Source organism: Microbacterium sp. B35-04, from assembly GCF_010634885.1.
GTDB lineage: Bacteria > Actinomycetota > Actinomycetes > Actinomycetales > Microbacteriaceae > Microbacterium.
Window position 1 is genome coordinate 1 of the sequence record NZ_MWLP01000042.1, and the last position, 12,734, is coordinate 12,734.

The following is a 12,734-nucleotide window of genomic DNA, read 5'->3' on the forward strand; positions in this document are numbered from 1 at the left end:
ACATTCAGCGCAAGTGAACGCCGTCAGCGGAGGGTCGGCGGCAAGGGCGTCAGAGCGGGGGAGCCTGGCACCACGAGATCGACGAGCCGTTGAGGGCGACGACGGGTTCGCCGTCGGCGACCTGGAGGATGCGCGTCTCCGGGCGCTCGGGGAGCGGCAGCTGGTAGGTGTCGTAGCGGTTGCCCACGGCATCCGGCGCCATCAGCACCGCGACATAGCGCGCGCTGGGCGAGACGCAGACCTGGATCACGGCGTCCGTGTCGGCGGTCTCGGTGAGCACCGTCGCCGCGCCGTCCGCCGCCACCCGGGCGATCGACGTTCGCCCGGTCGGTATCCCGTCGGCGTCGAGCACCGCGGCCGTGCGGATCGTGGAACCGTCCGGGAGGGGTGTGACCGAGCTCGTGCCGCCCAGGTCGGGGTCGGGCGTCACCAGCGGCTGCTCGCTCGCGTCGGTGAGGTCGATGACCGCAGGCTGGTCGACCCGGTCGACGACGGCCTCGCTCGACCCGCGCGCGATGCCGTTGATGGCGATGGCCGCACCCAGGGCTGTCGCCCCCTCGCCGGCGGATCCGGTCAGCAGCAGCGACCCGTCGAACGACAGCAGCAGGATGCTGTCGGTGTCGGGCACGAACCGCCACTCGGCCACGCGCGGGTCGGCCCCCTCGACCTCGATGGCCACGGCGTCTGCCTCGGGGTCTCCGAGCGAGGCCGTGAACAGGCGGCTCTCACGGCCGGAATCGGCGTCGAGCTGCGCGTCCGAGAACGTGTAGCCGATGCGCTCGCCCCGGTCGGCCGTCTGCAGATTGGAGACGTACCCATCGCCGCCGTCTTCTACCGGCAGCGGCAGATCCTGCGGGTTCTCGCCATCGAGATCGGTGACGATGAGCCCCGCCCGGTCCTCGTCGGTGCGCACCGACATCACCAGGTGATCGGCGGTGGCGCGGAAGTCCTCGATGTGCGGGTGACGGAACACCGGCACGGCATTCTGTCCTGTGAGATCGGTGCGGTAGACCAGGTCACCGTCATTGGCGCCGCGCTGCAGCAGGAAGACGTGCGTCGACGGCGTGCGGAATGTCTCGGTGATCGTCGCGGTGGGGCCCCCGCCGAGCGATCCGACGCCGTCGATGGTGACCGTGTATTCGGTGTCGTCCCACAGCGGCAGCGTGAACCGCACGCCGACGCTGCGGCCCGAGGTGTCGACCACGAACGGCGTCGCCGGCGTGATCGTCACCTGCGACGCGTCGACCTCGGCGAGCGACTGCGTCGTCGTCACGATCAGACGGGACCCGGATGCCGCAGCCGCCGCCTCCGGATCCACCGACGTCTCGGTGACCCGCGGCCCCTGCGCGACGCTCGCCGCCGCTCCGGCCAGGCCGAGCACCGCGAGCAGTCCCACGACGATGCCGAACGTGGCGACGAACGCGCGGCTGCGACGGCGCCCCGACCGCGTACGGCGCGTGGCGGCGTCAGTACTCATACGGGTCCTCGGGCTCCGCGATCTCCTCGACGGCGGCCGCGTCGACGACGAGACGCCCGTCCGACGAAGAGCGCACGGTGCCCGTGATCGTCACCCACTGCCCGGTGCCCGGCGACGCGACGGCGCCGACGATGGGCAGGCTCGCCGGCTGCGCGTCGATCACGCAGTGCGTGATGACCAGGCGCGTGAGGTCGAAGGCGCTGTCGGCCGCGGCGGCATCCGCGGGGGTGACGAAGCCTGTCAGCTCGATCGTGTCGCCGTCGAACGCCTCCGGATTGGTCGCCGTCGCGAACACCGTCGCCCAGTCACCGACGCCGAACGACGCGGTGTCGCCGGTCGAGGCCAGCTGCACCGTGTCGGCGCCGCCGAAGAGGGGCGTCGCCCCGACGTCGCGCGACATGGCGAGCTCGGCCGAGAGCGACGCCGGCGGCAGCACCAGCGTCAGCACGACCACGCCGGACGCCGCGACCCCGCCGAGCACGGTGGCCGCCACCGCCGCGGGGTGGCGGGCGTCGTGGTCGTGGTCGTGCGTCGGCGCGGGCGTTTCGTCTCGCTCGTTCCTCGCTCGCTCAACGACCGGACCTCCGGTGGTCGAGCGAGCGGAGCGAGACGAAACGTCCCCGCCTCCGGTCGTTGTGCGAGCGAAGCGAGACGAAAAGCCCGGAGCCTCCGCGGAACCGTGGTCGTGGCCGTGGTCGGCCTCGGCGCCCAGCGGCAGCGCGAACGACGCCACGGCGCCGACGAGCACCAGCACGGCCATCGACACTGCGAACCAGGTGGAGTCGGGGTTGATGTACAGCGCGAGCCGATCGGTGATCGCGAGCGAGATGGTGACCACGGCGAGCGCGGCGGCGAGCCCGACGCCCAGCCACCGCGTGCCCACGAATCCGGCGTTACGCAAGGAGGTTCACCGCCGTCCCGATGACGAAGGCCGACAGCAGCACCACGACGACGATGCCGCCGAGCGTCCGCCACGTGAACGTCGTGCGCATGAGGGCGAGCATCTTGACGTCGACGAGCGGGCCGACGAGCAGGAACGCCACGATCGACCCCGGCGTGAACGTCGAGGCGAACGACAGTGCGAAGAACGCGTCGACGTTCGAGCAGATCGACACCACCATCGCGAGGGCCATCATCGCCACGATCGACAGGGCGGGGTTCGAGCCGATGGCGAGCAGCGCCTCGCGCGGAATCAGCACCTGCACCGCCCCTGCCAGCGCCGAGCCGATGACGAGCGCCGGCATCACCGCGCGCAGCTCGATCACGAACTGCGCCAGCGTGCGGCGCCACTTGCCTCCCGGCTCGTGGGTGACGAGCTCGCACGTGTCGCGGAAGCGATCGGTGAGCAGGGCGTCGGGAGACGGATGCCGCGAGTACAGCCATCCGATGAGGTTGGCGATCGCGTACCCGCCGAGGATGCGGGCGACGAGGATGCCGTCGCTGAAGCCGAACGCCTGGTGCGTCGTGAGGATCACGATGGGGTTCACGATCGGCGCCGCGATGAGGAACGTCAGCGTCTCGGGCACCGAGAAGCCCCGCATCAACAGGCCGCGTGCGAACGGCACGTTGCCGCACTCGCAGACCGGCACGATCATGCCGAGCAGCGACAGCACCGCGCGGCGCGCCCACGCGCGGCGCGGCATCCATCGCTCGATGACCCCCGGCGGCACCCACACCTGCACGACGATCGACAGCACGACGCCGAGCGCGACGAACGGGAGCGACTCGATGAGCACGCTGATCGCGAGCGTGAGCCCGTCCTGGGCACGGGTGGGGAGGGATGCCGTGAACAGCGTGGGGGCGAGCCAGTCGATGAGGAACAGGCCGGCCACGAGGGCGAGCCCCACGCCGAGCCACAGCAGCGTGCGCGCCCGTGCGGACGGCCGCGGCGCGGCATCCGTCATCGTCGCGTGATCGTGCCCCGCAGAGCGCGCCCGCGTCGTCGGGTCAGATCGCGTCACGCTCGGCGTCACGCTTGTCGTCGGCGGCCGCCGCACACGACCCGCAGAGCCCGAAGATGTCGACGACGTGCTCGGCGTCGCGGAATCCGTGGCGCTCGGCCGTGTGCTTCGCCCACTGCTCGACGTCGGTCGCCTCGATCTCGACGGTCAGCCCGCAGGAGCGGCAGATCAGGTGGTGATGATGGCCGGTGCTCGTGCAGGCGCGGTAGAGCGCCTCGCCCTCGGGGCTCTGCAGCGAATCGGCGTCGCCCTGGGCGGCGAGCCCGGCGAGCGTGCGGTACACGGTCGCCAGCCCGATGCCGGTGTTCTCGTCGCGGAGCGCGGCGTGCAGCGACTGCGCGCTCACGAATCCGCGGGCGTCCGAGAGCGCTTCGCGCACGCGCTCGCGCTGCCACGTGTTGCGCTGGACCATGCCGGCGATTCTACCGACGGGGCCTGGACGTCGGCCGGACGCGGCCCGCGATCACGCGGCCGCCCTCGTCACGCGGTCGCGGCGGGCTCCGATGACCCGGCACACGACGTAGATGGCGAACGAGATCGTCGTGATGTACGGGCTCACGGGGAGCGTCCCCATGATCGCGAGCAGGATGCCGCCCACCGCCGACACGAAGCCGAACAGCGCCGAGAGCAGGGGCACCGACAGCGGTCCCGACGCGATCCGCATGGCCGCCGCGGCAGGGGTCACGAGCAGGGCCATGACGAGCAGCGCGCCGATGATGTGCACCGCGACGGCCACGATGAGCCCCAGCAGCAGCATGAACGCGAGCGAGACGGCCGTGGTCGGCACACCGCGCGCGGCGGCCGACTGCGGGTCGAGCGAGTCGAACCGCAGCGGCCGCCAGATCAGCAGCAGACCCAGCAGCACGACGGCGCCGATGCCGATCAGCCAGCCGAGCTGATCGGACTGCACCGACACGATCTGTCCGGTGAGCAGGCTGAAGCGGTTGGCGCTGCGGCCGTCGTAGAGCGAGAGGAACAGGATGCCGAGCCCCAGCCCGAACGGCATCAGCACGCCGATGATCGAATTGCGGTCGCGGGCCTTCGCCCCGAGCACTCCGATGATCGCCGCGGCGATGAGGGACCCGACGATCGACCCGGTGACGACGTCCCATCCGATGAGGAGCGCCGCGGCGGCGCCCGCGAACGACAGCTCGCTGATGCCGTGGACGGCGAACGCCATGTCGCGCTGCATGACGAACACGCCGACGAGCCCGCCGACGAGCCCCAGCACGGCACCCGCCCACACCGAGTTCGACACCAGTCCGAGGATCTCGCCGTAGAAGGGCAGCCCGCCGAACATCGCGTCCGCGATGTCTTCCCAGTTCATTCGTGCACCCCGCTCACTCGTGCACCGGGCCCTCGTGGTGGTGATGGGATGCCTCGGCATCCGGTGCGCCGACCACCACGAGCCGGTCGCCGGCGCGCAGCACGAAGACGTGCGCGCCGTAGAGCGCGGTGAGCACGTCGGAGCGCAGCACCTCCTGCGGCGTCCCCAGCGTGAAGCGGCCGTTGGCGATGTACAGGATGCGGTCGACCTTGCCGAGCACCGGGTTGATGTCGTGCGTCACGAGCAGGACCGCGGCATCCTTCTCGCGGCGATGGCGGTCGATGAGCCCGATGACGGCCTGCTGGTTGGCGAGGTCGAGGCTCGTGAGCGGCTCGTCGCACAGCAGCAGCGGCGGATCGTCGGCGAGGGCCTGGCCCGCGCGCAGGCGCTGCTGCTCGCCGCCCGAGAGGAGCCCGACCGGCCGGTCGGCGAACTCGCGCGCGCCGACGGCGTCGATGAGCGCCTCGACGCGGGCGCGGTCGCCCCGTCGCGGGATCGGAGGGCCGAAGCGGTGGCCGTCGATCCCGAGGGCGATGAGGTCTCGCCCGCGCAGCGAGGTGTCGCGCGGCAGCGGCCGGGCCTGCGGGATGTAGCCGATGCGCCGGTTGCCGCGGCTCGAGACCTTCTCCGGTGGTTGACCCTGTCGAAACCCGACGGTGATCTCGCCGCGCGAGAGCGGCTCGAGTCCCAGGATCGCCCGCAGCAGGGTGGTCTTGCCCGAGCCGCTGGGCCCGAGGACGGCGACCATCTCGCCGGCGTGCACGTCGAGGTCGAGTCCCGACCACAGCTCGCGATCGCCGCGCTGCAGCGCGGCATCCCTGATGCTCAGCACCACGGGGGTACTCGGCGCGACGGGCCGAGCGGGGTGCGCAGAAGCGGGTGTCACGCCTGCAGCGCCGTGTTCAGCGCCTCGATGTTCGCCTGCATCCACGAGATGTAAGTCTCCCCCTCGGGCAGCGTTTCCGAAAACGCGATCACCGGGATGCCGAGCCCATCGGCCTCGTCGACGATCTCCTGTGTCTCGGCGCCGCCGGTCTGCGCGTTCGTGATCACGACGCTGACGTCGCCGCCCCGCACGAGCGCGAGCGATTCGAGCAGAGTCGCGGGCGCGACATCCTGCCCCTCCTCGACGGCCTCGCTGAACGCCTCGGGGGTCGTGTTCTCGAGCCCGGCGGCCTCCATCAGGTACACCGGCACCGGCTCGGTGACGAACACCTTCTCACCGCCGTGCGCGGCGCCGATGTCGCCGAGCGTGGCCTCGAGCGTCTCGACCTCGGTGCCGAACGCCTCGGCGTGGGCGATGAACGTCTCGGCGTCGGCCGGGCTCAGCGCGCCGAGCTCGTCGGCGATCGCGGAGGCGACGTGCGCGATCGTGTGCGGGTCGTACCAGACGTGCTCGTTGAAGCCCTCGACGTGCTCGTGGTCGTGCTCGTCCGCCTCGTGCCCGTCGGCCTCTTCGGTCGCGGCATCCGTCTCGGCCGCGTGCTCGTCCGCTGCGTGGTCATCCGCCTCGCCGGCGGGCGGGTCGGCGTGGCCGGCGTTGTCGGGCCAGTCGTGCGAGTACTCGACGGCGGTGACGACAGGGGCCTCGGTGCCGCTCGACTCGATGAGCGCGTCGATGAACGCGTCGTAGCCGCCGCCGTTCTCGATGATGAGGTCGGCCTTCGACACCGCGAGCTGGTCGCGCGCGCTCGGCTCGAACGAATGCGGGTCCTGCGACTCGTTGGTGACGATCGACGTGACGTCCACGAGGTCGCCGCCGACCTCCGCCGCGATCTGCCCGTAGACGTTCGTCGACGCGACGACCGCGAGCTTTCCATCCGCGTCATCGCCCGCCCCCGCGGTGCCCGCGCATCCGGCCAGGACGAGGGCGGATGCCGCCCCCAGGCCGAGCACGGGCAAGAGGCGTCGCAGCGAAGTCATGTGAGCGACTCTAACGCTAATGAGAATCGTTCTCAAATCAGCCGCGAAGCATCCGGGGGAGCGCGCAACGCAGCCCGCGTCGATGGCGCTGATATCGTCGGGCCGTGAATCTGCAGGCCGTCCGCCGCTCGATGCTGCTCGCCCTCCCGTTCCAGGCGGGAGCCCTCATCGTGGCCCTCGCGCTCTGGGCGGCCGGTCTGCCTGCCCAGGTGCTGCTCACGGTGCTCCTCGCGCTGTCCATGTGGGCGCCCGCGGCCGCCGAGCTCGTCTTCCGCACGACACTGCCCCGCGCGCTGCAGCTGCACTACCTGATCTTCATCACCCTCGGCCCCTACGCGGGGAGCGCGCTGAACGTCTACGTCGCGATCGCCGACTGGGACACCCTCATCCACTTCGACTCGGGGGTCATGCTCGCCTGGCTCGGGATGCTGTGGGTGCGGCGCATCGAGGAGCGCTCCAGCATCTCGCTCCCGGCGTGGTTCTCGCTGACAGTCATCCAGCTGACCGCCATGGCGTTCGCCGCCGCATGGGAGATCTGCGAGTTCGCGAGCGACCAGCTCATCGGAACCGTGTCACAGGGGAGTCTGGAAGACACCATGGCCGACATCATGGCGGGCACGATGGGCGGCCTCTTCGCGATCACGCTGCTGCTGATCCTCGGGCGCCCGCGCTCGATCGCGCCCGCCTCGCTCCTGCGCGACGCGCACCGCGCGGCAGTCCGCAACGGCCGCTGACGACTGAGGAACGGGGGCACTCCCGTTCGGGGGATGCCGGAGCGGTAGCTCGCGGCATCCACCGCGTCAACCCCGGCGGCCGCACGAGCGACCGGACCTACGGTGGCCCGCATGTCGGATCCGTCGCTCACGAGCGGGCTGCCCTGCCGACGGCAGCTCGCGGTGACGTGGGGAATCCCCGACCGCTACGGCGGCATGACGGCGGCGCTCCTGCACCGCTCCCGGCTGTTCGCACGCGCGGGCGCGAGAGCCGATGTCGTGACCTTCGAGTCACGGCCCGACTACGACGTCGTCCGCGCCGTCCTCGAGGAGCGCGGCGAGCTCGCCGGCGGGGTCGTGCTGCGCAACATCTATGAGGACTTCCGCGCGGACAGCCGCACCCCGATGCGGGCGCCTTCGCGGCCGTCCCCGCCGCCCGCCGCGCGGCCGCCCGACGACGACGTCGTCAGCGCCGCGGGCACGGTGCGTCGCTGGAGGACCGGCGACGTGCTGGTGCGGGTCGAGCACCTCCGCGCCGACGGCACCCTCGCGGTGCTCGAGGAGCTGCCCCACCCGGATGCTCCGACCCGCGCCGTGACCGCCGTCGACGTCGAAGGCCGCATCACGGGCCGGTGGTCGTCGCTGCGGCGCTTCCGCCTCGCGTGGCTGGACCAGGTGCTCGCCGGCGAGCCCGCGGTGGCGGTCGTCGACAGCAAAGTCGCGGCCCGCTCGCTGCAGCACTACCGCCGCGCGAACGTCGCTTGCGTCCACCTGGTGCACGGCGCGCATCACGACGCCGCGGGGCGGCCGACGGAATCGCGTCGCGAGCTGTTCGAGCACCTCGACCGGTGGGATGCGGTCTGCTTCCTCACCGAGCGCCAGCGCGCCACGGCGATCGCCGCGCTCGGTGACACCGGCGGACTCCACGTCGTCCACAACCCGGTGAGGGTACCGGATCGGATGCCGCCGCTGCCGCCCGACCGGCTGCACGGCGTGATCGTGTCGCGGCTCAGCCGCCTCAAGCGCCTCGACCAGGCCCTGGAGGTGATGGCGCGCGTGCGGGCGCTCGGCGTGCCGGTCACCGCCGAGATCGTCGGTGACGGCCCGGACCGCCGGCGTCTCGAGAAGGAGGCGATGCGGCTCGGGCTCGACGGTGCCGTGCGGTTCACCGGGTATTCGCCGGACGCCGCGGAGCGCTTCGCGGACGGCGCGTGGACGCTCCTGACCAGCAGATCGGAGGGCGAGTCGCTGTCGCTCCTCGAGGCGATGGGCGCCGGCTGCGTGCCGGTCGCGTACGACATCCCCTACGGCCCTGCCGAACTGATCCGGCCCGGCCGCACAGGTCACCTCGTGGCGGACGGCGACATCGCCGGCGCGACCGCGGCGCTCGTCGAGCTCTGCACGCTCGACGACGACGCCTTCGCCGAGCTGCGGCGCAGCGCGCGGCGCGTGGCGGAGGTGGGTCACAGCGATGACGCGGCACTCGCCCGGTGGGCCGAGGTCGAGCGCGCCGCGATCCGGCGGCACCACGAGAACCACCGGCGGGCCCGCCGCTCGCTCGTGCGCCGCGCGGTCGGTCGCGCGGTGCGTGTCAGTCGAGGAGCAGTGCGGGCTCTTCGAGGATCGACGCCACATCCGCGATGAATCGCGACATCCCGTCGCCGTCGACCACCCGGTGGTCGAACGAGCCGGCGACCGTGGTCACCCAGCGCGGACGCACCTCGCCGTCGACGACCCACGGCTTCTGGCGGATCGTGCCCAGCGCCACGATGCCGGCCTCGCCCGGGTTGATGATCGGGGTGCCTGCGTCCATGCCGAAGACGCCGATGTTGGTGATGGTGATCGTGCCGCCGTGCTGGTCGGCCGGGGTGGTCTTCCCCTCGCGCGCGGTCAGCGTGAGCTTCTCCAGCGCCCGGGCGAGTTCGCGCATCGAGAGGTCCTGCGCGTCCTTGATGTTCGGCACCAGGAGCCCGCGCGGGGTCGCCGCGGCGATCCCGAGGTTGACGTAGCGCCGGACGCGGATCTCTGCGCCGCCCTCGGCATCCACCCACGCGGCATTGACCATGGGGGTGCGCCGCGCGGCCCAGATCACGGCGCGCGCCATGATGAGCAGCGGCGAGACCTTGACGTCGGCGAAGTCCGGCGAGGTCTTGAGCCGCTTGACAAGCTCCATCGTGCGACTGGCGTCGACGTCGGTCCACACCGAGACGTGCGGAGCCGAGTACGCCGACTGCACCATCGCCGACGACGTGGCCTTGCGCACGCCCTTGACCGCGATGGTCTCCTCGCGGCCGGCGGCGTCGGGAGCGGGCGTCGACGGCGCGACCTCCGCGGGGCCCGGCGCCGGGCGGGCGGCGGTCGCCGGCGCCGCGACCGAGATGGTCTCTTCGCGCACGTCGCCCCACTCGGGCGTCTCGATGTTGCGGAACACGCTCGCCTGCGATGCGTGGCGCACGACGTCGTCGCGGGTCACCTCGCCGGCCGGGCCGCTCGGCGCGACCGCGGCCAGCTCCACCCCGAGATCGCGGGCGAGCTTGCGGATCGGGGGCTTCGCGATGATGCCGACGGATGCCGCGACCCGCTCGGCCGCTGGCACCGCGGGCCTGCGCCGGCGCGACTGGACGTGACCGCCCGTGCCGTACCCGACGAGCACGGCGCCCGCACCCTCGGCCGCTTCGGCGGGTTCGCCATGCTCGGACTGCCCCACGGTCGCCGGGGATGCGGCATCCGTTGTCGAGGCGATGGTGATGATCGCCGTACCGACGTTCACCGTGTCACCCTCGGCGGCGAGCAGCTCGCCGACGGTGCCGGCGAACGGCGAGGGCAGCTCGACCAGCGACTTCGCGGTCTCGATCTCGACGAGCACGTCGTTGACCGCGACGCTGTCGCCCGGGCCGACCCGCCACTGGACGATCTCGGCCTCGGTGAGGCCTTCGCCGACATCGGGGAGGACGAACGTCTGGGTCGAGCTCATGGAGTGTCCTTTCGAAAGACCCGGTCGTTGAGCGAGCTTGCGAGACGAAACGCGCGTGACGTTCCGGCCGGTCCGAGGCGTTTCGTCTCGCTCGTTCCTCGCTCGCTCAACGACCGGCTCCCTCTCAGTAGGCGAGTGACCGGTCGACGGCCTCGAGGATCCGGTCGGCGTCGGGCAGGAAGACGCCTTCGAGCTTGGCAGGGGGGAACGGGGCGTCGAACGCCGACACGCGCAGCACGGGCGCCTCGAGCGCGTAGAACGCGCGCTCCATCACGGTGGCGGCCACCTCGGAGCCGAGCGACGTGAAGCTCGGCGCCTCCTGCGCGTAGACCATGCGGCCGGTGCGCCGCACCGAGTCGAGGATCGGCCCGTAGTCCACGGGCGACAGCGAGCGCAGGTCGACGACCTCGATGCTGGTGCCCTCGGCCTCGGCGAGCACGGCGGCCTGCAGCATCGTCGTCACCATGGCGCCGTGGCCGACGAGCGTGATGTCGGTGCCGCGGCGGACGATGCGCGACGCGTGCAGTGGCAGCGCGCGGGCCGACGTGTCGACCTCGCCCTTCTGCCAGTACTTGCTCTTGGGCTCGAGGAAGATGACGGGGTCGGCCGAGGCGATCGCGTCCTGGATCATCCAGTAGCCGTCGTTCGGCGTCGACGGGCTCACGACACGCAGGCCCGGGGTGTGCGTGAAGTACGCCTCGGGGCTCTCCTGGTGGTGCTCGATGGCGCCGATGTGCCCGCCGTAGGGGATCCGGATCACGATCGGCATCTGCACCGCGCCCTCGAGGCGGTTGGTCATCTTCGCCAGCTGCGAGGTGATCTGGTCGAACGCGGGGAACACGAACCCGTCGAACTGGATCTCGACCACCGTCCGGAAGCCGGCCAGTGCCAGCCCGATCGCCGTGCCCACGAGGCCGGACTCGGCCAGCGGGCTGTCGATCACGCGCTGCTCGCCGAACTCCGCCTGCAGGCCCTCGGTGATGCGGAAGACCCCGCCGAGCTTGCCGATGTCCTCTCCCATCAGCAGCACGCGGTCGCTGCCGGCGAGGGACGCGCGCAGGCCCGCGTTGATCGCACGGCTGAGCGGCATCGTCTGCACGGCGGATGCTTCGGGCTCGGTGTCCACGGAGGGCTCGGCGCGTTTCGTCTCGCTCGTGCCTCGTTCGCGGGGCGGCCGGGTGTCGGTCACGATGCGCCTCCCTCGAAGGATGCCTCGTACCCGGCGAGCCACTCCCGCTGCTCCGCCATGAGGGGGTGGGGCTCGGAGTACACGTGGGCGAACATCTCGTCGGGCTCGAGTCCCCCCAGCGCGTTGGTGCGGGTGCGGATGTCGTCGGCGAGAGCCGCGCCCTCCGCGTCCACGTCGGCGAAGAACGACTCCGACGCGCCGCGCGCGAGGAGGAAGGCCTTCATGCGCGCGAGGGGATCGCGGCGGCGCCACGCGTCTTCCTCGCTCGAGGGCCGGTACTTCGTGGGATCGTCGCTCGTCGTGTGCGCGCCGAGCCGGTAGGTCATCGCCTCGATCGCCTGCGGCCCGCCACCGGCGCGCGCGTCGTCGAGTGCGGCGCGCGTGACGGCCCAGCTCGCGAGCACGTCGTTGCCGTCGATCAGCGTGCTCGGCATCCCGTAGCCCGCGCCGCGCTTGTACAGCGGCGAGCGCGACTGCGTCGAGACCGGCACGGAGATCGCCCACTGATTGTTCTGCAGGAAGAACACCTCGGGGGTGCGGTAGCTCGCGGCGAAGACCATAGCCTCGTGCACGTCGCCCTGGCTGGAGGCGCCGTCGCCGTAGTAGACGATGACGGCCTCGTCGCGATCGGCGTCGCCGGTGCCGCAGCGGCCGTCGAAGACGAGACCCATGCCGAACCCGGTGGCATGCAGCGTCTGCGACCCGAGCACGAGGGTGTAGATGTGGGTGTTGCCGTTCTTGGGGTCGGTCGGGTCCCACCCGCCGTGCGTCAGTCCGCGCATCACCCGGATGATGTCGATCGGGTCCACGCCGCGGATCTTCGTGACGACGTGCTCGCGGTAGGACGGGAAGATGTGGTCCTGCGTGCGCGCCGCCCGTGCGGAGCCGACCTGTGCGGCCTCCTGGCCGTAGCTCGGCGGCCAGAGGGCGAGCTGTCCCTGGCGCTGCAGGTTCGTCGCCTGCACGTCGAACGCGCGGATGACGGCCATGTCGCGGTAGAACGTCTCGAGGTCGGCGTCGGTCAGCGCATCGACGGCGGCGCGATATCGCTCGGCCGCGGGGGTCGGAGCGAAGGTGCCGTCGGCTTCGAGGAAGCGGACGAGTGCGGGGTCTTCGGGCACGGTGGTCTCCGAAGGTGCCGGGGCGCCAGTCGTCATCAAGTCTTCAGGC

General features: G+C 71.7%; 12 protein-coding genes. 2 read left to right on the forward strand and 10 right to left on the reverse strand.

The window, feature by feature from the left end; genetic code table 11:
• Nucleotides 1-49 precede the first annotated feature (49 nt).
• From B1729_RS11595 to B1729_RS11625, 7 genes are read right to left on the reverse strand one after another with little or no spacing between them, the layout of a single operon-like run.
• On the reverse strand, nucleotides 50-1,477 hold the full coding sequence (locus tag B1729_RS11595) for a hypothetical protein (RefSeq protein ID WP_163632813.1): 1,428 nt from the start codon (nucleotides 1,475-1,477) through the stop codon (nucleotides 50-52).
• Nucleotides 1,467-2,360: a TIGR03943 family protein gene (locus B1729_RS11600; RefSeq protein WP_239539603.1), complete on the reverse strand. Its 894-nt coding sequence runs from the start codon at nucleotides 2,358-2,360 to the stop codon at nucleotides 1,467-1,469. Before B1729_RS11600 ends, B1729_RS11595 begins: the two co-directional genes overlap by 11 nt.
• Before the next feature lie 10 nt (nucleotides 2,361-2,370).
• A complete protein-coding gene (locus B1729_RS11605; protein ID WP_163632855.1) occupies nucleotides 2,371-3,381 on the reverse strand; it encodes a permease in 1,011 nt (336 codons plus the stop codon).
• Between the two features lie 43 nt (nucleotides 3,382-3,424).
• Nucleotides 3,425-3,850: a transcriptional repressor gene (locus B1729_RS11610; protein ID WP_163632815.1), complete on the reverse strand. Its 426-nt coding sequence runs from the start codon at nucleotides 3,848-3,850 to the stop codon at nucleotides 3,425-3,427.
• 51 nt (nucleotides 3,851-3,901) lie between these two features.
• Nucleotides 3,902-4,765, reverse strand: a complete 864-nt coding sequence (locus tag B1729_RS11615; protein ID WP_163616123.1) for a metal ABC transporter permease — start codon at nucleotides 4,763-4,765, stop codon at nucleotides 3,902-3,904.
• Nucleotides 4,766-4,778: 13 nt separating this feature from the next.
• Nucleotides 4,779-5,600 carry a metal ABC transporter ATP-binding protein gene (locus B1729_RS11620; protein WP_163616125.1) on the reverse strand — a complete coding sequence of 274 codons (822 nt, stop codon included), beginning with the start codon at nucleotides 5,598-5,600 and terminating at the stop codon, nucleotides 4,779-4,781.
• 47 nt (nucleotides 5,601-5,647) lie between these two features.
• Nucleotides 5,648-6,688, reverse strand: a complete 1,041-nt coding sequence (locus B1729_RS11625) for a zinc ABC transporter substrate-binding protein (protein ID WP_204318909.1) — start codon at nucleotides 6,686-6,688, stop codon at nucleotides 5,648-5,650.
• A 104-nt stretch (nucleotides 6,689-6,792) separates the two neighbouring features.
• On the opposite strand from B1729_RS11625, the gene B1729_RS11630 reads away from it, so the two are divergent.
• Nucleotides 6,793-7,422, forward strand: a complete 630-nt coding sequence (locus B1729_RS11630) for a hypothetical protein (protein WP_163632817.1) — start codon at nucleotides 6,793-6,795, stop codon at nucleotides 7,420-7,422.
• Between the two features lie 111 nt (nucleotides 7,423-7,533).
• Entirely contained in the window at nucleotides 7,534-9,045 is a 1,512-nt protein-coding gene (locus B1729_RS11635) for a glycosyltransferase (protein ID WP_163632819.1), read from the forward strand.
• Here the strand turns inward: B1729_RS11635 and B1729_RS11640 are convergent.
• From B1729_RS11640 to B1729_RS11650, 3 genes are all read right to left on the reverse strand, one after another.
• Nucleotides 8,993-10,375, reverse strand: coding sequence for a dihydrolipoamide acetyltransferase family protein (locus tag B1729_RS11640; RefSeq protein ID WP_163632821.1), 1,383 nt, complete (start codon nucleotides 10,373-10,375; stop codon nucleotides 8,993-8,995). The genes B1729_RS11635 and B1729_RS11640 overlap by 53 nt on opposite strands.
• A gap of 124 nt (nucleotides 10,376-10,499) precedes the next feature.
• Entirely contained in the window at nucleotides 10,500-11,465 is a 966-nt protein-coding gene (locus B1729_RS11645; protein WP_163632861.1) for a transketolase C-terminal domain-containing protein, read from the reverse strand.
• A 95-nt stretch (nucleotides 11,466-11,560) separates the two neighbouring features.
• Nucleotides 11,561-12,721 carry a thiamine pyrophosphate-dependent enzyme gene (locus B1729_RS11650; protein WP_163616377.1) on the reverse strand — a complete coding sequence of 387 codons (1,161 nt, stop codon included), beginning with the start codon at nucleotides 12,719-12,721 and terminating at the stop codon, nucleotides 11,561-11,563.
• Nucleotides 12,722-12,734 lie beyond the last annotated feature (13 nt).